The organism is Hydrobacter penzbergensis (genome assembly GCF_900106985.1).
Lineage (GTDB): Bacteria > Bacteroidota > Bacteroidia > Chitinophagales > Chitinophagaceae > Sediminibacterium > Sediminibacterium magnilacihabitans.
The window spans coordinates 53,516-71,774 of the sequence record NZ_FNNO01000005.1 but is presented as its reverse complement, the minus strand read 5'-3'; the positions used below and the strand labels follow the sequence as shown (position 1 = coordinate 71,774).

At 46.7% G+C, this 18,259-nt stretch carries 21 protein-coding genes; 2 read left to right on the top strand and 19 right to left on the bottom strand.

The features are described from left to right. Positions 1 to 7: 7 nt before the first annotated feature. Together BLU98_RS07090 and BLU98_RS07085 are read left to right on the top strand one after the other, a co-directional pair. Positions 8 to 613, top strand: coding sequence for a superoxide dismutase (locus tag BLU98_RS07090; protein ID WP_092723343.1), 606 nt, complete (start codon positions 8 to 10; stop codon positions 611 to 613). Positions 614 to 683: 70 nt separating this feature from the next. Continuing rightward, positions 684 to 1,283, top strand: a complete 600-nt coding sequence (locus tag BLU98_RS07085) for a lipoprotein (protein ID WP_092723342.1) — start codon at positions 684 to 686, stop codon at positions 1,281 to 1,283. Positions 1,284 to 1,290: 7 nt separating this feature from the next. Here BLU98_RS07085 and yidD read toward each other — a convergent pair whose 3' ends face one another. The 19 genes from yidD to BLU98_RS06990 form a co-directional block, all read right to left on the bottom strand. Beyond that, a complete protein-coding gene (gene yidD, locus BLU98_RS07080; RefSeq protein ID WP_026768722.1) occupies positions 1,291 to 1,521 on the bottom strand; it encodes a membrane protein insertion efficiency factor YidD in 231 nt (76 codons plus the stop codon). After that, positions 1,472 to 1,903, bottom strand: a complete 432-nt coding sequence (gene rnpA / locus BLU98_RS07075; RefSeq protein ID WP_092723341.1) for a ribonuclease P protein component — start codon at positions 1,901 to 1,903, stop codon at positions 1,472 to 1,474. Before rnpA ends, yidD begins: the two co-directional genes overlap by 50 nt. Positions 1,904 to 1,980: 77 nt before the next feature. Further along, positions 1,981 to 2,136, bottom strand: a complete 156-nt coding sequence (rpmH, locus tag BLU98_RS07070) for a 50S ribosomal protein L34 (protein ID WP_026774417.1) — start codon at positions 2,134 to 2,136, stop codon at positions 1,981 to 1,983. A gap of 135 nt (positions 2,137 to 2,271) precedes the next feature. Further along, positions 2,272 to 3,111 (bottom strand): glutamate racemase, encoded by an 840-nt coding sequence (gene murI / locus BLU98_RS07065; protein ID WP_092723340.1) that lies wholly within the window; start codon positions 3,109 to 3,111, stop codon positions 2,272 to 2,274. A gap of 60 nt (positions 3,112 to 3,171) precedes the next feature. Continuing rightward, positions 3,172 to 3,786: an OmpH/Skp family outer membrane protein gene (locus BLU98_RS07060; protein ID WP_092723339.1), complete on the bottom strand. Its 615-nt coding sequence runs from the start codon at positions 3,784 to 3,786 to the stop codon at positions 3,172 to 3,174. A 34-nt stretch (positions 3,787 to 3,820) separates the two neighbouring features. Continuing rightward, positions 3,821 to 4,339, bottom strand: coding sequence for an OmpH/Skp family outer membrane protein (locus tag BLU98_RS07055; protein WP_092723338.1), 519 nt, complete (start codon positions 4,337 to 4,339; stop codon positions 3,821 to 3,823). A 25-nt stretch (positions 4,340 to 4,364) separates the two neighbouring features. Beyond that, a complete protein-coding gene (locus tag BLU98_RS07050) occupies positions 4,365 to 7,079 on the bottom strand; it encodes a BamA/OMP85 family outer membrane protein (protein WP_257574781.1) in 2,715 nt (904 codons plus the stop codon). A gap of 181 nt (positions 7,080 to 7,260) precedes the next feature. Next, positions 7,261 to 8,025 carry an undecaprenyl pyrophosphate synthase gene (gene uppS / locus BLU98_RS07045; RefSeq protein ID WP_092723336.1) on the bottom strand — a complete coding sequence of 255 codons (765 nt, stop codon included), beginning with the start codon at positions 8,023 to 8,025 and terminating at the stop codon, positions 7,261 to 7,263. Between the two features lie 53 nt (positions 8,026 to 8,078). Further along, a complete protein-coding gene (gene porG, locus BLU98_RS07040; protein ID WP_257574780.1) occupies positions 8,079 to 8,951 on the bottom strand; it encodes a type IX secretion system protein PorG in 873 nt (290 codons plus the stop codon). Between the two features lie 50 nt (positions 8,952 to 9,001). Further along, the gene (locus tag BLU98_RS07035; protein ID WP_092723335.1) at positions 9,002 to 9,880 is read right to left on the bottom strand and encodes an NAD kinase; all 879 of its coding nucleotides are present in this window, start codon (positions 9,878 to 9,880) and stop codon (positions 9,002 to 9,004) included. Between the two features lie 5 nt (positions 9,881 to 9,885). Continuing rightward, positions 9,886 to 11,331, bottom strand: coding sequence for a POTRA domain-containing protein (locus BLU98_RS07030; RefSeq protein WP_257574779.1), 1,446 nt, complete (start codon positions 11,329 to 11,331; stop codon positions 9,886 to 9,888). 72 nt (positions 11,332 to 11,403) lie between these two features. Further along, positions 11,404 to 12,063, bottom strand: a complete 660-nt coding sequence (locus BLU98_RS07025) for a CBS domain-containing protein (protein ID WP_092723333.1) — start codon at positions 12,061 to 12,063, stop codon at positions 11,404 to 11,406. A 30-nt stretch (positions 12,064 to 12,093) separates the two neighbouring features. Beyond that, positions 12,094 to 12,873, bottom strand: coding sequence for an alpha/beta fold hydrolase (locus tag BLU98_RS07020; protein WP_092723332.1), 780 nt, complete (start codon positions 12,871 to 12,873; stop codon positions 12,094 to 12,096). A gap of 207 nt (positions 12,874 to 13,080) precedes the next feature. Further along, entirely contained in the window at positions 13,081 to 13,617 is a 537-nt protein-coding gene (locus BLU98_RS07015) for a CvpA family protein (protein ID WP_092723331.1), read from the bottom strand. Between the two features lie 78 nt (positions 13,618 to 13,695). Then, complete coding sequence (locus tag BLU98_RS07010; RefSeq protein ID WP_092723330.1) at positions 13,696 to 14,145, bottom strand: GatB/YqeY domain-containing protein; 450 nt, start codon at positions 14,143 to 14,145, stop codon at positions 13,696 to 13,698. 10 nt (positions 14,146 to 14,155) lie between these two features. Continuing rightward, positions 14,156 to 14,500: a gliding motility protein GldC gene (gene gldC / locus BLU98_RS07005; protein ID WP_026768709.1), complete on the bottom strand. Its 345-nt coding sequence runs from the start codon at positions 14,498 to 14,500 to the stop codon at positions 14,156 to 14,158. A gap of 52 nt (positions 14,501 to 14,552) precedes the next feature. Continuing rightward, positions 14,553 to 15,536 (bottom strand): glycosyltransferase, encoded by a 984-nt coding sequence (locus BLU98_RS07000; protein WP_092723329.1) that lies wholly within the window; start codon positions 15,534 to 15,536, stop codon positions 14,553 to 14,555. An 8-nt stretch (positions 15,537 to 15,544) separates the two neighbouring features. Next, positions 15,545 to 17,320, bottom strand: a complete 1,776-nt coding sequence (locus BLU98_RS06995) for a DUF885 domain-containing protein (protein ID WP_092723328.1) — start codon at positions 17,318 to 17,320, stop codon at positions 15,545 to 15,547. A gap of 15 nt (positions 17,321 to 17,335) precedes the next feature. Next, positions 17,336 to 18,187, bottom strand: coding sequence for a 3-hydroxyacyl-CoA dehydrogenase family protein (locus BLU98_RS06990; RefSeq protein ID WP_092723327.1), 852 nt, complete (start codon positions 18,185 to 18,187; stop codon positions 17,336 to 17,338). Between the last annotated feature and the right edge of the window lie 72 nt (positions 18,188 to 18,259).

The window sequence follows — 18,259 nt, the reverse complement described above, 5'->3', positions numbered from 1 at the left end:
AAATTATATGGCATTTACACTCGCACCGCTGCCCTATGCACACGACGCATTGGAGCCTCATATCGACACTACTACCATGCAAATACACCATGGCAAGCACCACCAGGCTTATGTTGACAACCTCAACAAAGCGATTGCCGGTACACCTAACGAAGGAAAATCACTGGAACAACTGGTGGCAGCTGCAGGATCTATCAGTCCGGCTGTTCGCAACAACGGCGGCGGTCACTGGAACCATACTTTTTTCTGGGAAAGCCTGGCTCCTAAAGCAGGCGGCGCGCCCTCTGGTGCACTGGCCGACGCCATCAACAGCGCTTTCGGTTCTTTTGATGCATTCAAAGAAAAATTTGCGCAGGCTGGCATGACCCGCTTCGGTAGCGGCTGGGCATGGCTGATCGTTAAAGACGGTAAGCTGGAAGTTTCTTCTACACCCAACCAGGACAATCCCCTGATGGATGTAGCCGAAGTAAAAGGTACGCCATTGCTGGGTGCCGATGTGTGGGAACACGCTTATTACCTTAAATACCAGAACCGCAGGGCCGATTACCTGGCTGCTTTCTGGAACGTAGTGAACTGGAACAAAGTAGCCGAACGTTTCGCAGCAGCTAAATAAGGTTTTGGAAAATAGTATTATTTTGAGGTCCCGCTACAACATAGCGGGACTTTTCATTAAACATGTCATTATGAAAAAACTATTCTTCGGTTTATCAGCGCTCGCATTACTCAGCGCTTGTTCCAGTAACAACAAGCGGCTTATCGTCATGAGCAAGGGCGCTGCAGATGTGAATACAGATACCCGAACCATTACAGCCAAAGATGGCGCCGGACACGATGAAAAAACCATCGACATCGCCGGTCAAAAGCTCAGTTTCCAGCTCAGCTCTCCCGCAGGTAACAGCAGTGTTGACATCACCGATAACGGCCTCTATGTAATTAATGTAAAGAACGATACCATTGTAGGCGGCTACCAGCCTTATGCAGATCCTAAAACATTGAAGCAGGTGTTTTCTCAGGATGATGTGAAGAAGCGGATCGATTCACTGGTTCAGGTAACAGAGGGGAAGAACATCAGCGCAGCCAACCGTAATTTCTTTTTACTTCCCAATACCGCTACAAAAATCAGCGCCAATATAGACGCGATAGTTGTAGGCCCTTATCACAAAATGACTTCTGCCGAAAAAGTAGGCGATAAAGACCCCGAAGTATACCGTTTCTTCAGCATCAAAGAAGTACGGGAAGAAATTGCCAGGTTACAGGCAATGACCGTTCCGGTAAAAAAGTAATAACGCATCAGGGAACAGGATCGTAACCACTGCCGCCTCCGGGATGGCATTTGCTGATACGCTTGATGGCCAGCAAAGTTCCTTTGATCAGCCCGTGTTTTTGCAAAGCAGTGATGGCATACTGCGAGCAGGTGGGCGTGAACCTGCATTTGGGGCCGATGGCAGGGGAGATCACGTACTGGTATATTTTAACCAGCAGTATCAGCGGCCAGCTCAGTATCTGAAGTAGGCGTTTCATGTAATGCTTTGATCAGCTTATTTACCAGCAGGGGCATTTTTTTTTGCAGCAGGTCTATAGATGGCAGGGTTTTATCAATATACAGGAAAAAAACAGCCAGTTGCTGTTTGCGTGCCTCCATACAATCGTAAAGCGGTTGTTTATGCAAGCGGTATGTTTCGCGCAGTAAACGTTTAACACGATTGCGGTCCACCGCTTTTTTGAAATGGCGTGCACTGACGCCAACACCCGCTTTTACCGGCTGCACTTCCTTTGTATCAACAGGCAGGTAAAATACTTTCACCGGGAATACCAGGAAACTGCGCCCTTTTGCGAACAATCCATCGATCTGTTTACGGCTCTTGAGCTTTTCCTTTTTATTGTATGAAAATGAGGCGGACATTCTTACACTAAACTAAAAAAGTCCCGCGATCGCGGGACTTATATTTTCAATACCTGGCTCCCGGAAGAGCCCCGGTTTTATTTTAAACCTTTCTCGCTTGAAACAGTGAGTTTCTTACGACCCTTTGCACGACGGCTTGCCAGCACTTTGCGGCCATTGGCAGTTTGCATGCGCTTGCGGAATCCGTGAACGGATTTGCGACGACGTTTGTGCGGTTGAAATGTACGTTTCATAATGACGTTGTTTAACTAACCCGGAAATTTTGTTTCATTTCATGCTGCAGTCACCATACTGCCGCCTGTGAAAGGACGGCGAAGGTAGGGAAAAGTTGTTAGTTGTTGGTTGTCAGTTGTTAGATTTTTTAGGGATCAACATTTAAATGATTGGAGATCAAGGTGTTTTGATGTAACCGGTTTGCCAAAGAAACGGGTGGCATGGTTGTCGAAATCAGCAGGAGAATCGGTAGTATAAAATTGTAACTGTCCGCCAGTGGTGCATTTTGCCGCCATTTCAGGGTGGTTGGCCAGGTATTTTTCAAGACTGGGCGCTACAATGGCTCCCTGGGAAAGAATGGTCATTCCTTGCGGAGCAAATTGCCGGATCTTATCAATGAGCAGCGGATAATGAGTGCAGGCCAGCAATAAAGTATCTATCCTGGGCGATTGTTCCAGTAGCCTGTTGATGTGCTGCCTGATGAAATAATCCGCTCCCGGCTTATCATACTCATCATTTTCTACGAGTGGCACCCACATAGGACAAGCTTCCTGGTACACTTTCAAGTCTGGAAAGAATTTAGCTATTTCAATAGGATAACTTTCACTCTGCACGGTTCCCACGGTTCCCATAATACCCACTTCACCCGAATGCGAATAATTGCCTACCACTTCTGTTGTAGGCCTGATAACACCCAACACTCTCCTGGAAGGATCTATGCGGGGCAGGTCTTTCTGTTGAATGGTGCGCAAAGCTTTGGCGGATGCTGTGTTGCACGCCAGCACTACCAATTCGCATCCCTGTGTGAAAAACCACTGAACACACTCAAGCGTATAATGATAAATGGTTTCAAAAGAACGCGGACCGTAAGGCGCACGGGCATTATCGCCCATATAGATATAATCGTATTGCGGTAAACGCTGAACGATCTCCTTCAGCACGGTTAAACCGCCATAGCCGCTGTCGAAAACACCAATGGGACCTTTTCCTTGCATGACTCAAAAATAAGAACCCCGTTGGTATAACGGGGTTCGAAGTATCATTGATTTTATCAATTATCCTTTGGGTTTTACAGCACCGCCGGAAGGCCTGTTGCTGGGAGCGCCACCGCCTGACTGGCGTTTCCATTCCTCTTCGAGTTCTTTGGGGATGGCCAACTTCAGTTTCATGGCTACACGGATGGTAAGATTATCCAACAACGGGGGTTGAACATAAGGATACAATGCATCCTGCTTTAAAACATACGCGTATTTCTGCTCTACCACCACCTCGTGCAAAGCGTCTACTATTTTCTTCATGAAAGGAGCCAGCAGCTCTTCTTTTTTCTGCTCAGCCAGGTTGTTGGAATATTCCTGCCACCTGATCAATTTGATCTTCAGGGTGTTCAGGTCACGCTGGGCCAGTTCCCTGGCTTTGGCAGGCATGGTAGCTGAATCTTTTTTCCAAACGCTGTCCTGGCGCATGTACATGCCCAATGTATAATCATACTCTTGTCTGAGTGAATCTTCGCTGAAACTTCTCAGGAGCGTATCCACTTTCTGGATACCCGGCATCAGGGGTAAGATAGACTGCTCATCAAAATACCCGATCTTAACCTGCTGTGCACTCGACTGGTTGGCAAACAGGAAACCTGCTCCAATAGCAACACACACAATTAAAAACTTCTTCATTGTAGTGAGAATTTATGTTTGTTTTTGTTTTAGACTAATTTTTGATCCCCAGTTCCCTTAACACATCTTCACTCTTATCTAGTTTGGGGTCGGCAAATATAACGGTAATTCCTTCACTTTTATCGAGTACGAAATCGTAGGCTTTGGCTATTGCCATCTTCTGAACGGCGGTATATACCTTGTCCTGCACAGGTTTAACAAGTCTTTGTCTTTCTTTGAAAAGATCCCCTTCAAAACCGAAGCGTTTTTTCTGCAGGTCGCGTATCTCTTTCTCCATCACAAACAATTCATCCTCTCTTTTCTTCTTCAGCGCATCGCTCAACATAAACTGTTCAGCCTCATAGCTTTTATACATTTTATCGAGCTGCGCCTGTTTATCGTCGATCTCTTTCTGCCATTGGTCGCCGATTTGTTTTAACTTTTTATCGGCGTCTTTGTATTCAGGAATTTTCTCCAGGATATACCGTGTATCGATAATGGCATAACGCTGCTGTGCAACTGCGGTATGGGCCAGGGCCATCCATATAACGGCAACAAAGAATAGCTTTTTCATAATATTGGTTTAGTTAAGGGTTGTCCTATTCCGGTTCAAATCCTAACATGAAGGTAAACCTGGCAGCATCTTTCAAAGAACCGCCGGGCGTGAACCTGTCTAATCCTATACCATAATCAAATCCAAGTAAGCCAAACATCGGCAGGAAAAAGCGCATACCCAAACCTACCGAACGCCTTAACTGGAAAGGATTATAATCTTTCATGGAATACCAGCCGTTGGCCGCTTCAAAGAAACCCAAAGCATAGATGGTGCTGCTGGGACTCAAACTGAGCGGGTAACGCAGTTCCATGGTATACTTATTGAATATGGTAAAGTACTGGCTGGCCACTTGCTTATCGGGGTTGATCTTCGGATTCGAATTATCATACACAGGATAACCTCTGTGCGCAATGATATCGTAACCCAACAGCGCGAACTGGTTACTCAGACCGGCATCGCCCACCTGAAAACGTTCGAAAGGAGAGATACCCAGGTCTGAATTGAACCTGCCCAGGAAGCCGTATTTGGCCGCCATTTTCAGCACAAACTGCTTGCTCTTGTCTTCACCGTGTGGTTTGCCCAGGGGCACATACCATTCTCCGTTGAAACGCCATTTGTGGTATTCGATCCAGTTATATGGATTGGAAGCCGTCAGGATATTTTTATCAATCGCTGAGTACGGCGGCGTTACCTGCAAGCTCAGCAGGAAAGTAGAACCGCTGGTAGGGAACATCGGCTGGTTCACAGAGTTACGCTGTAAAGCCACCCTGAAGTTCAGGTTGTTCACGATACCATTCTCAAAACCGGGCAGGTTGGTGGGGTCAATGGCATAATTGCTCAACTTATAACGGGTATAATTCACACCCATGGAAAGTGAGAAAAAGTCATCGGGCCATTTCAACTGCTTCGACAGGCTCACGGTGGCGCCGGTAGTAGAAATATATCGGCTGTCGGCTACGTTCGGATTATATGCACCGGTAAGCGGGTCGTAAGTTTGTCCGTATTTGGTATTGAAAATGCTGAAAGTAAGTGCATTCCTTTTTTTACCGCCCAGCCAGGGTTCGGTGAACGAGAAGTTATAAGAGCGGAACGCTTTACCATTACTTTGCACGCGCAAGCTCAGTTTTTGCCCGTCGCCCATTGGTAAGGGATCCCAGGCCGATTTCTTCCAGATATTGCGGATAGAAAAGTTATTGAATGTAACGCCCAGTGTTCCTGTTAAGCCAATATAGCCTCCCCATCCCGCACTCAGCTCCAGCTGGTCGCTCGATTTTTCTTCAACAGAATAATTGATGTCTACCGTTCCGTCGTCGGGGTTGGGTACGGGTACGGGGTTGATCTTTTCCTGGTTGAAATAGTTCAGCTGTGCAATCTCACGAACAGAACGCACCAGGTCTCTGCGGCTGAATTTTTCACCGGGGATGGTACGCAGTTCGCGGCGTATCACATACTCCTTGGTACGATCGTTACCACTGATGCGCACATTCTTGATCGTGGCTTGCGGACCTTCCATGATCCTGATTTCGTAATCAATGGTATCATTATATACCGCCGTTTCTACGGGGTCAGTGCGGAAGAACAGGTAGCCATCATCCTGATACAGGTTGTTGATATCACCTCCTTCAGGAGTGGAGGTTTTACCCAGTTTGTTGTTCAGCAATTCCAGGTTGTAAATATCTCCCTTCTGAATACCCAATATACCGCTGAGCAATGAATCGGAATATTTGGTATTACCCCGCCAGCTGATGTTACCGAAATAATATTTACGTCCCTCATTCATCTTGATGTCAATGTTGAGGTCGCCATTGGCGTTGTGGTATACGGTATCTTTTTCAATCACTGCATCGCGGTAGCCCAGCGAGTTGTAATAAGTTACCAGGCTCTCTTTGTCTTCATTGTACTTCTTCAAATCGAATTTGGCCGAAGAAAGTTTGATACGGATATAAGGATCGAGTACTTTTTTGGTTTTGCTGAAAGTGAGGAAGCCATTGTCTTTGATGTATTCATCAAATGAATAGCGCTTCACGCTTACGATCTGCCCACTGTCTACAGTAGGATGCAGGGTAAGCCTGGACTGCTCTTTGGTTCCCTTGAGTTGTTTTTTCAACTTGCCGTTATCTACTGTAGTACCGCCGAAGTTGATGTTATTGATATGGACCTTGTGTCCCTTTTCAACCAAAAAGTTTAACACCAGTGAATTATCGAAAGTAGAGTCTTTCGTTTCCGATATGGTTACTTTGGAATCCTGGAAGCCTTTCTCGGCATAGAATTTTTTGATGGCTTCAATAGCGGTGATCTTCATGTTCTCCGTTACCACACGGTTGGGTACGAGACCCGTTTTCCCCTGTAGCTCTTCCGCCTGCCCCTTGCTGATGTTGATGAAATGGAATTTAGACAAGCGCGGCCTTTCCGTTACAGCAATTTCGATATCGATGTTTTTGCCCTGTAGTTTGGTGATATAAATTTCAACATCGCTGAAATAATTCTGTCCCCAGAGCTTGGTAATGGCTTTGGAAAAATTATCGCCACCGGGAATGGTCACTTCATCGCCCACATTGATATTGGCAATGGAGATCAGCAGGTTCTCATCGAAAAAGCGGTTACCTGTTACTTTGATCGCAGACACCTTGTATTTTTTAGGTGTCTTTTGGTTGAAGATATTCAACAAATCGGCATCTATGGATGTGATCGTAGTGTCTACCCCTGTTTTTTGTTGCGCCTTTGCAGAAAAACCCACCATCGAGGTAACGAAAGCCAAGACTAAAAATTTGTACACTTGCTGCATCCGGTTTGGTTTGTTAAGTTGCTGTGCTGAAAGTACTGCAACAGTATCTTCCTGCCATATTTCTGGTTTGATAAGCGGGGCAAATTAACGGGAATTATTAAAAGTGTTTGTTAAATCACCCCGGATAAATTAAGGTATGCGGTTGAGAATGGGATCAGGTCAATGGGGATTCCTCCTTTATTTGCTGACCTGTTTTACCAAATCTGCGTTCCCTGTTCTGGAAGTCGATAATGGCTTCATACAGGTTTTCTTTGCGGAAATCGGGCCAACGGGTGTCGGTGAAATATAATTCGGCATAAGCCAGTTGATACAAAAGGAAATTGCTGATGCGGTATTCCCCACTGGTACGGATCATCAGTTCCGGATCGGGAAAATCACTGGTGGAAAGGTATTGCTCCAGGGTCTCCTGGTTGATGGTCTCCGGGTTGATCCGGCCCGCCTTCACATCGATGCCGATATTCTTTACGGCATTTACCAGTTCCCACCGGCTGCTGTAACTCAACGCCATCACTAAGTTCAGTCCTGTATTGGCTTTGGTCATCTCCAATGATTCTTCAAGTTCCATACGCGCAAAATCGGGCAGCATATTCAGGTCGCCGATCACATGCAGGCGGATATTGTTCTTATTGAGCGTTGGCACTTCTTTACGAATGGTGTCTACCAATAACGACATCAATCCTTCCACTTCCTGCTGCGGCCGGTCCCAATTTTCGGTACTGAATGCATACAGCGTAAGATACTGTATACCCAGCTCTGCCGCGCCTTCTACGATATTGCGCACGCTTTCCACCCCATGAAAATGGCCATACAATCGATCCTGTCCTTTTTCCTGGGCCCAGCGCCCGTTGCCATCCATAATGATCGCTATATGCTTGGGTAGTCGGGCTTTATCGATCCCTGCTACAAGGTCTTCCGGCATAGTGCTTCCCTGCGTTTAGGCAGCGAAATTAACGAAATCAGCGGTTTGCGTGATTAATTCTTGCCATTAGGCGAAGGACATTTGTAAGATTGCAGGTTGAAGGAAACACCCACTTTGAGGGTCACAAAAGAATCTTTTCTGGTACTGTTTCCCCTTTGTACCCCCTTGGTTCCTATGCGGGAACCCGTTTCATAGCTCCTATCCTGCAATAAGAAAGCAGGCGAGGGTGACCCGTCAGGCAGGGGCGAGAAGGCATCCGGGGCATAATTGCCGCTCACATCATCGAGGTAATCGGTACTGGTAAAACGGTAAGTAAGCTCGGCGAAGTAGTTCATACGCTCACTGATGGCATATTTGAAGCCCAGGGTAAAAGGGATGCTGATGGCGATGGGACTATAAGGTTTGAGATTGGGATAAGCGGCGCTGCCCTGGCCTTCGGTACCCAGGGGGCGCAGGTAGTATTTCTGGCCGTTTAGGTACGCATAAGGGTCGAAAGAAAACACACCGATCCCCAGTCCTACATAAGGTGTATAATTATAGCCTTCGAAAGTGGGATTGAATTTGAAAAAGTTGAAATCACCCGCCAGGGCCAGTTCCCATACATTGGTATTGAAGCTGAGGTTGCGCCTGCGCTGAACGGGGTTATTGCTGTACATATCGGAATAGCCCAACATGGCAAAATCTCCGGAAATGCGTAATCCTATATACTCGCTGAGTTGCCTCCGGTAAAAGACCCCGGCAGCCATTTTAGGCCTGTTCACCCGCAAGTCGGGGTTCAGATCGCCAAAATAATGGGCGGCTCCCACAGCCACCCCCACTTCGCCCAGGTGCCTGAAACTTTCCATGAGTTGGGCATCCGCTTTTTGCAACGCTAAGGTAGTAAGCAGGAAGGTTAAGGTCTTTCTCAGTATAAATTTAACCGGCATATTAGCATATTGGATACGTAAAATAACACCTATTTTAAATACGATCAAGATTAATTTCTTTTATCGAGGCCCCAGGTAAGTTTGGTCCGGAGGGTCGACAAGAAGCTATTTTCGTTCAAACGCACCAAATTCACCCTGAATTGTTCCTTTTTTACGGCCAATTGGATGGTTTTGTCCACGATTTCCCTCCGGGCATCCAGGGCACAAATGAATTGGTCGGCCCGCCCCTCCACTTCAAACGAAATAACACTGGTATCCGGCACCACGATCGACCGCACATTCAGGTTATGGGGCGCTACCGGCGTGATCACAAAACTGGACGATTCCGGGAACAGGATGGGTCCGTTGCAACTCACATTATATCCGGTGGAGCCGGTGGGCGTACTCACGATCAGCCCGTCGGCCCAGTAGCTGTTCAGGAATTCGCCGTTCAGGTAGGTATGTACCTTGATCATGGGCGAAGTATCCCTTTTATGGATGGCGAACTCGTTCAGTGCAAAGGGTGTCTGGTCAAAGAGCGGCTCGTTGGAGTCGAGGTGGATCAGGGTTCTTTTATCCACGACAAACGTATGATTCACCAAAGCATCCACTGCGCTGCCCAGGTCATCGCGACTAATGCTGGCCAGGAATCCCAGGCGGCCGAAATTAATGCCCAGTATGGGTATATTATAGTCTCTCACCAGGGTTACAGCGTCGAGCATGGTACCATCGCCACCCAGGCTTATCAGGCAATCGATATCGGGCGTAAGGTCGCCCGATGTCTGGAACAACACGGTTTTAGCCAGCAGGTGCTGCGGCAGGGAAAACCGGTGCAGTAAAGGTTCGTACAGGTGAACGGTGGTATCGTAACGCGCCAATTCTTCCAGGAGCGCCAATAATGGGTTTTCCTGTTCATAATCGATGCCCCTGCTGTAAATCGCAACCTTCATATCACTTAAAAGTCGTTTCTCGTCTGTAAATATAGTCCATTGCGCCCCAGTTGGTTAAAGCTATACTCGATTTTAAAGACAAAATCATATATGGAAACAATGTCCATCCCAAGACCCCAGGTGCGTAATAAACCATTATTCAGTGTATTGGTAGGGTTTGGCTGGGTATTGTAACCATAGCCCAGATCGCCATAAGCTTTCAGGAAAATACGGAAAGGTATCCGGTCATGCGTTTTGCTGGGGAAAGGATTTTTGAAAACAAAGCCCAGCAGTTGGTGGTGGATGGTACTCTTCAATATTCCTCCCGCCACGCCATCCACTACATTGTATTCCAACCCGCGCATTTGCGTAAACCCATACCCAATCAGCTTTTCATTGAAGAAATAATTGCTGAAAGGCAGTTTAACGGTTGCGATCGCTTCCCAGTGCAAAAAAGTTTTAGGAGCTATTGGTACGGCATAAACAGCCCGGGTGCTGGCCAGCCATAGATTGGATGTTTTATCGAGACCGCGTTTGTACAAATTGGCTTCTATCTGGAATCCTTTCGAAGGATAAGATACCTGGTCTACATTGTAATATTTGTATTGATAGGCGAAATCAATGTGCTTCATTTCTGTTTTCCCATCCGGGTAATAAAGCGGGTTGATCTGCAGAATGGTATCGGCCACCGATTCGTGGTTATACGATACGCGGAAATAATGCCGCTCTTTTACATTGGGCCGGTAAGAATAAGTAAAATCGGCGCGTGTAACCCTCCGCGCCACTTCCTCCTGTTTATAAAATAGTTGTTTGTTATTGCCCGTTGCGTAGTTCACTTCTTTTTGCGTGGCATACACAAATCCTACATTGAAACCATTCCTAAGCTTACGGTCAAAAAAGGGCAGCTCGTACCGCAGTGTGATCTGTTGTGTATAACCCGTGATGAGCCATACATCTAAATTATCGTTGCGTCCGCTGACATTGTTCTGCGTGAATTTCATTCCGTAATTCACCCTTTCCAGGCTTCGTTTCTGGTCTACCCACCATTGGTTGAAGTTGCGGTCTACCAGTCGGAAATAAGGTAACGGGAACAGGTACCAGCGTTCTTTCAGGTCTACATTGATCCTGACCAGGTTGCCTTTTCTTTCGGCAATGTAGATGGCTACATCTACAAACAACAGGGTATTCATCAGTTGCTGGCGCGCCTGGTTGAACAGGGCGGGCAGGTTGGCGCCGGACAATTCATCGCCTTTTTTAAAAGGCAGTTCCCGCATTACAATGAACAGTTTTGTTTTTTTATTCCCCGAAACAACCACATCTGTTACCAGTAAAGCCATGTTTTTGAGGGAAGCCATTTCCGGCTTTATAGCGCTACTTGTATCGGCAGTGATGGCAGATACCGTATCCTGTGCATCCAGGCAATTAAATGAAAAGAATAAAGCAAGGAGAAGCAATACTGGTAATACTTTCATCTGATAATATTCATTTTTCATTGTCAGATGGAATTCGTCATTTGCAAGGACTCATTTCATCGTGATTACCATTTATATGTTCAGGTAAGCGATCAGGTGATTGTAGTTCTCTTTGAGCTCATTGGCATATTGTTCTTCGCCAAAATAATAGCGAACGATGTATTCATACCGTTGGAAAGAGGCTACGATATCAGATACTTCTACCTTGTTGATCTTGATGGTTACCACTACCAGCCCCGTATCTGCTTCGGTATAAGTATTCAGTTGGGTGATATAGGCATCGTTGGTTTCTACCAGCCGGCTGATCTCTCCAAAAGAAAAATGCCTTTTATCTGTTTCCAGTACAATCACACCGCCCGGTTCATCATTGCCCAGGAAATGCGAGAGATGGCGCAGGAGGTCTTTGGCAGGGATCACACCGGTCAGTTCCGATTGCTCATTGACTACGGGTACCAGTGAAAGCTGGTGTGCAGCGGCCTGTTTCACAGCCAATAAAAAATGTTCTTCGGTCTTAACAGATACTGTAACCAATGAATGCTCCAGTGAAGCCACCAATGCATCTTCATCGGCATCGAACAAATCGTCTTTGGTTACCAGGCCAATGAACTTTTCTTCGCTCAATACCGGCAGGTGCAACACGTCGTAATCTTCCATCAGTTGCAGTGCCAGCGCCACCCTGTCGAAAAGGTTGATGGCGGGAAACCCGGTATGGATCAATTGCGATGCCAGCATGCTGTTCTTTCTTTACTAATACGTAAAAATCTATGCTATGGTTGCGGCAGGTTTTTTCAGTTTATTCAGAAAGCCGGCCAGTATTTCGTTGAACGCTTCCGGCACTTCCATCATGGGTGCATGTCCGCATTTGTCAACAAAATGCAACTCGCTGTTGGGGATCAGCCGGTTGAATTCACGTCCTACAAAAGGAGGCGTAACCGAATCATTATTGCCCCAGATCAGCAAGGTAGGTTGCTTAATTTGGTTGAGTTCTTCACCGAGGTTATTACGGATGGCGCTTTTGGCAAGGGCAATGATCTTGATCACTTTGATCCGGTTATTGGTGATCTCGAACACTTCATCCACCAGTTCTTTGGTAGCGGTGGCGGGATCGTAAAACGTCAACTCCGTTTTCTTTTTGATATAATCATAATCGCCCCGCTTCGGGTAGCTGTCACCCATACCATTCTCAAACAACCCGCTACTGCCGGTAAGGATCAACGACTTGATCCTTTCGGGATGTTTTAAGATATGCAGCAGCGCCACATGTCCGCCCAGCGAATTGCCCAGGAGATGAATTTGCTGGTAGCCCCGCATCTCAATGAACTTATGGACATATTTCTCCAATCCACTTACGGTAGTATGGAAAATATCCAGGTCGAACAGTGGAAGTATGGGAACCACTACTTTGTAATTCCGCTTAAAGTGCTCGATCAGGTCTTCAAAATTGCTCAGTGCGCCGAATAATCCGTGCAGTAGCAACAGGGTTTCTCCCTGGCCTTCTTCAATAAATCTGAACTTATCCTGTTGTTTGATCTCGTAATTCATTACTTCATTTTCATTTTCTTATGCCAGCAGATTGGCTCGGTACAAATAAAAGGAAATCCATTCAATAAAATACGGAAACGTTACAATGCTCCTGTTATATAAATATGATGGATGTATGCTAAAATACTGATTTTAACATTAAAAACAGCAGATTGGCTTCATAAGCGAAACCACACAATCGATCGTATATATAATAATAAGAAAGCTTTACCTGATATGCTTGCCAATGCTTTCAAAGAATTGGGTAAGCTCATCAAAGAGTCCTTTGAAAACGGGGATCACCGCTCCAAAACCATTGATGATCTTACTTCCCCAGGGCGCTACAAAAGGATAGGAACGGGAGGCGGCCAGCGTTTCGGGCTTGATCAGGTGCATGTTCACGGCATAAAAAAGCAGTACGCTGAATACGGTGATATAAAGACAGGCATATAAAACAACACCACACAGTTTATTGACCCATCCCAGGAAAGCCAGTTCAAGTGTGGTTTGAACGATTGTGGCTCCTACCCTTATCAGCAAGGCTACGCCCAGCATTACCAGCAGGAATGAAACGATGGGTAGCCAGGTGGCTGTTAATTGCGTGCTCTCTTTGAGCTTGCCCGCCACAACAGCCGAAAGTTTAAGTGCAGCCGCAAGGCCAATGATAATGCCCAGGAATGAAAAGGCGCCCACAACCAAACCGTTGCGGTAGCCCTTCCAAAGAGCCATAAGCATTAGTATCAGAAATATTGAATCTATGAGCATGAGGTAGATGTCAGTTGTTAGATGTTAGTTGTCAGTTGTCAGATAAGGTTGATTCTAACAACTGACAACTAACAACTATCAACCCAATAAGGTCTTTACTGCTGCCGAAATAGCTTTCCCATCTGTTTTACCGGCCAGTTGTTTTGTAGCTACACCCATTACTTTGCCCATGTCTTGCGGACCGGCAGCTCCTACAGAAGCAATGATGGATTTAAGGGCTTCTTTCAATTCTTCCTCGCTCAATTGTTGGGGAAGGAATTTTTCTATGATCGCTATCTCTTCCTGTTCTTTCTGCGCCAGGTCTGCACGGCCCTGTTGCTGGTAGATATCGAGTGAATCTTTTCTTTGCTTCATCATCTTCTGTAACAACTTCAATTCACCTTCAGCTGTAACCTGTCCGTTCGCACCCGGCTCTGTTTTCGCTTTGATGATCTCTGCCTTGATGGCGCGCAAGCCGCGCAGCATGGCTTCGTCTTTGGACTTCATAGCATCTTTCATGCCAGACATCACTTGTTCTTCTAAGCTCATAACGAATGGTTTATTGGTTTTCTTTCAATTGTGTTTCCCTGAATTTCTTATAAAAATCCTGGGCGAATTTTTTCATATCGGCCGCCAGTTCGGTCTGTTGTGTGGACCGCATATAAGAATCGGCCATGCCCATGAGGGTCTGGTAATAAAAATCGGCCATCTCATCTACCATCATGTCTTTGGTCCAGAGATCGATGCGCAATGCGCTTTTATCGGCCGCATCCCAGAAAGCCACCATCATGGCTTTAGCGTGCTGCGCCATATCGGCCGTACTATCGGTGGCCGACCAGCTGATCTCCTGCGGCACTTTGTTTTCATCTAAATGAACGTCTATTGAAATCGTTGAAGTATGCATCTGAATTGATTGAGAACCGCAAAAGTACTAGGAATCCCTGAATCGCCCATTTTCATGAAACCAACAGTTGCCAGAATGCTGCTGCAGTAGTTGCCCAGCTAAATTGTGCAGCCTTTTCTTTTCCTTTTTCGATATATTGTCCGCGCAGGTTTTCATCCTTGTACAGCGCAAGCATTTGTTTGCCGATGGTTTCCGGGTTGGCCGGATCTGCATACAGGACCGCATCGCCACCTGTTTCCGGCAGGTTATTATCTTCTGCTGCAATAACAGGGATACCCGCCTGCATGGCATCCAGCATGATCAGCTCCGATGCACAGGGTGCAGTGGTATGAACCAGCGCATACGCTGCCATTATCAACCGGGTGTTCACTGCTGCCGGAAGCAAGCCGGTCAATACCACATCTTCCCTGTATTTATAAGTAGCAAGCTTTTCTGCAAGACCGGCGTGTTGTTTGGATACCGTACCGGTAATGATCAGCTTCATATTGCTATGTTGCCATTTTTTAAACTGGGAGAAAGCTTTCAGGAGATTTAATAAAAGCGTATCGTGGTACATGCCTCCGCTGACCAGGAAATATTCCCGCCCGTCTGCATAAGCAGCTTTGATGGTTTCTTTCTGCTGCCAGTCGGCCGGCTGCAATAAAGGATCAGGCGCACCGGGCAATACCGCTATCTGTGATGCCGGGATACGGTATTCATTCTCCAGTTTATCTTTTACAAAAGCGGAGAGTGTTATTACCTGTTTTGCTTTGCGCAGTTTCAGCGGCACCAGCCATTTGCGAAAAAAGCTGCCGGGCACCACCCAATCATCGGCAATCAATATTTGTGGTATGGTGGTTCGCATACTGGCATCGGCGGGTTGTTTCACCCACAGACCGGGTTGGAGTTGTGGCGGGTTGTTGTGTTTCTCATCAATAAAAACAAATTCTTCAGCCGGCCGGTCAAGGCTCAACCGCCTGAAGAGTTGTTCAATATAATGATGGTATGTAGCGGGCTGTTGGCCAGCCTGTGAAAAACGGTTAACAGCAATGCGCATACGCAAAATTAGAGCTTCGCAGCCCAGGCATCCATTTTTTTCTCCAGCACATCCAGGGGCATATTACCATCTTTCAGGATATTATCGTGGAAGTCTGAGAGGCTGAATTGATTGCCCAGTTGTTTTTCATACTTTGTACGCAGCTCCCTGATCTTGAGTGCGCCAACCTTATAACCCAATGCCTGCGCCGGTATGGCCATATACCTTTCTATTTCGGCGGTGGCTCCTTCTTCACTGATTGGTTCATTATCCATCATATACTGGATAGCCTGCTCACGTGTCATGCCCTTGGCATGCATGCCTACATCCACCACCAGCCTGATGGCCCGGTGTATCTCATCACCCAGCGCTCCCATGTACTGGTAAGGATCGGTGTACAAGCCCAAGTCTTTTCCCAGGCTCTCGCAGTACAGCGCCCATCCTTCTGCATACGCATTGTTGCCGCCAAAACGCCTGAATTTGGGCAGGCTCTGGTTTTCCTGCTGCAAGCTGATCTGGTAGTGATGCCCCGGAATGGCTTCGTGCAGGAACAGGCTCTCCATACCGCTGGTGGTATTGAATTTGGTAGCGTCGAGAATGGGAATATAAAAGATCCCCGGACGTGTGCCATCGGCACTGCCCTGGTTGTATTCGGCGCTGGCGCTGGCTGCGCGGAAAGCTTCTGTTTGCCTGATCTCGAAAGGTGTTTTGGGCGTATGGCCGAACATCTTTTTCAGGTTCGGCTCCATGGTCTGGTGTATCTTTTCAAATGCAGCCAATATTTCCTGTGGCGTTTTATAGGGCATGAATTTTTTATCGGTCTTCATGTATTCGAAAAAAGCCTTCAGATCACCATTGAACCCAACTTCCATTTTGATCCGCTCCATTTCTGTGCGGATGCGTTTCACTTCAGAAAGTCCTGTTTGATAAATTTCATCGGGTGTTTTATTGGTAGTGGTTTGATCTTTGATACGGTACTGGTAGTATTTCAAGCCGTTGGGTATATCGCTGATACCGGTTGTTTTTCTGGCTTTGGGCAGGTATTCCTGTTTCAGAAAATCGGCCAGCCGCTTATAGGCCGGTGTGATCTGTTCGTTGATGAGCTTTACATAATCGTTGGTGAATCTTTTTTTATCGGCCTCGCTGAAACCGGCAGGCAGGTGGGTGATCGGCCCGTAAAACAGGCTGCTCTTCGCATCAGACACTACCATCGATTCCATCTGGGGAATCATTTTGATGACCAGTTTTTCCGGTAGTACCGTGTTGGCTGCAATGCCCTTCCTGAAATAAACAATGGCGCTGTCGGCATAGCCGCTGAATGCCGTTGCCCGTTTGATCCAGTCTTCATAATCTTTCACTGTTTTGAAAGGTTGAATCACACTGCCGCTGCCGAACTGGCCAAATATCAGGTGCATGCTTTCGAATTGGTCCATGGGCATCAGGTTGTCGTTGAAGCCGAGGCCTTCCAGGTTGATGTCCATTTCACGCTTGAATATATCATAGCTGAGGCGGTCGTTGTCATTGAGGCTCTCCCTGTTGAAATGCGTGATGTACACAAGGTAGTTGCTGTAAAAATCTTTTAGCTTTTTGCGATAGCTGTCGGTAAAATCGGCGTAGAGCTTGTCGTTATACCGGTTATCACCATCAACAGTGGCCTCTATGGGAAACAATTGCATGCGCTCTTCGTAATATTTATCGAGCATGGCGGCCAGTTCTTTATTGTCTGCCCCGTTCTGGTTGTTGTTGCTCAACTTGCAGGAGGCAAAAAGGGAAACGATCCCTAATAAACAGGTTATTGTTTTCATATGACGATTGTATGCTTAAATATATTCATAAAATCCTTTGCCTGTTTTCCGGCCCAGTTCTCCTGCATCTACTTTTGATTTTTGCAAGGGTGAGGGATGGAGCCTTTCGGGTTTGCCCAGCGCTTCCCAAACGATCCGGCTCACGTTGTAATTGATATCCATGCCAATCAGGTCCATCAACCTGAAAGGCCCCATTTTGAAGCCCGATGCCTCCATAATACTATCTACAGTAGCTATATCGGCCTTGCCGGTCTCCACCAGCCGCATGGCTTCGAGGTAATAATGGCGGGCCACCCGGTTCACAATGAACCCCGGTGCGTCTTTGCATACCACCGGTGTTTTATCCATCTGTTTTGATACGGTCAGTAACTGGTTGATGGTCTCTTCACTAGTCTGTTTTCCTCTCACCACTTCCACCAGTTTCATCAGTGGGGCCGGATTAAAAAAATGCATACCTGCAAATCTCGCCGGGACTGGTATGGTTGTTGCTACTTCACTTACAGGTATGGAAGAGGTATTGGTAGCCAGTATGCAATCATACTGGTTGATGGCCGCCAATTGACGGAAAAGTGTTGCTTTGGCTTCTCTTTCTTCAATGATGGCTTCAATAATCAGGTCGGCACGGCAATGGTCAATAGATGCAGTGAACAGCATACGATCCAGTATTTTGTTCACTTCATCAGGCGGCAATTTTCCTCTTTCGGATAGTTTCAGCAGATTCTTTTCAATAGAAGCTTTGCTTTTTTCAAGCATGGTTTCGTTGACATCGAAGAGGATGGTGGAAAAGCCTGCTGCGGCCGAAACCTGGGCGATACCACTGCCCATGGTGCCGGCGCCACATACGCATATCGTTTGGATGGGTGCCATACGGAAGAGATGGATCTTATTGCAAGATACTTAACATTTTTTCCACTTACACGCGGCTGAACAATATGCTGA

Coding starts and splice junctions, on each gene's coding strand:
- BLU98_RS07090 (WP_092723343.1), top strand. CDS start 8: ATGGCATTTACACTCGCACCGCTGCCCTATGCACACGACGCATTGGAG.
- BLU98_RS07085 (WP_092723342.1), top strand. CDS start 684: ATGAAAAAACTATTCTTCGGTTTATCAGCGCTCGCATTACTCAGCGCT.
- yidD (WP_026768722.1), bottom strand. CDS start 1,521: ATGAAACGCCTACTTCAGATACTGAGCTGGCCGCTGATACTGCTGGTT.
- rnpA (WP_092723341.1), bottom strand. CDS start 1,903: ATGTCCGCCTCATTTTCATACAATAAAAAGGAAAAGCTCAAGAGCCGT.
- rpmH (WP_026774417.1), bottom strand. CDS start 2,136: ATGAAACGTACATTTCAACCGCACAAACGTCGTCGCAAATCCGTTCAC.
- murI (WP_092723340.1), bottom strand. CDS start 3,111: ATGCAAGGAAAAGGTCCCATTGGTGTTTTCGACAGCGGCTATGGCGGT.
- BLU98_RS07060 (WP_092723339.1), bottom strand. CDS start 3,786: ATGAAGAAGTTTTTAATTGTGTGTGTTGCTATTGGAGCAGGTTTCCTG.
- BLU98_RS07055 (WP_092723338.1), bottom strand. CDS start 4,339: ATGAAAAAGCTATTCTTTGTTGCCGTTATATGGATGGCCCTGGCCCAT.
- uppS (WP_092723336.1), bottom strand. CDS start 8,025: ATGCCGGAAGACCTTGTAGCAGGGATCGATAAAGCCCGACTACCCAAG.
- porG (WP_257574780.1), bottom strand. CDS start 8,951: ATGCCGGTTAAATTTATACTGAGAAAGACCTTAACCTTCCTGCTTACT.
- BLU98_RS07035 (WP_092723335.1), bottom strand. CDS start 9,880: ATGAAGGTTGCGATTTACAGCAGGGGCATCGATTATGAACAGGAAAAC.
- BLU98_RS07030 (WP_257574779.1), bottom strand. CDS start 11,331: ATGAAAGTATTACCAGTATTGCTTCTCCTTGCTTTATTCTTTTCATTT.
- BLU98_RS07025 (WP_092723333.1), bottom strand. CDS start 12,063: ATGCTGGCATCGCAATTGATCCATACCGGGTTTCCCGCCATCAACCTT.
- BLU98_RS07020 (WP_092723332.1), bottom strand. CDS start 12,873: ATGAATTACGAGATCAAACAACAGGATAAGTTCAGATTTATTGAAGAA.
- BLU98_RS07015 (WP_092723331.1), bottom strand. CDS start 13,617: ATGCTCATAGATTCAATATTTCTGATACTAATGCTTATGGCTCTTTGG.
- BLU98_RS07010 (WP_092723330.1), bottom strand. CDS start 14,145: ATGAGCTTAGAAGAACAAGTGATGTCTGGCATGAAAGATGCTATGAAG.
- gldC (WP_026768709.1), bottom strand. CDS start 14,500: ATGCATACTTCAACGATTTCAATAGACGTTCATTTAGATGAAAACAAA.
- BLU98_RS07000 (WP_092723329.1), bottom strand. CDS start 15,536: ATGCGCATTGCTGTTAACCGTTTTTCACAGGCTGGCCAACAGCCCGCT.
- BLU98_RS06995 (WP_092723328.1), bottom strand. CDS start 17,320: ATGAAAACAATAACCTGTTTATTAGGGATCGTTTCCCTTTTTGCCTCC.
- BLU98_RS06990 (WP_092723327.1), bottom strand. CDS start 18,187: ATGGCACCCATCCAAACGATATGCGTATGTGGCGCCGGCACCATGGGC.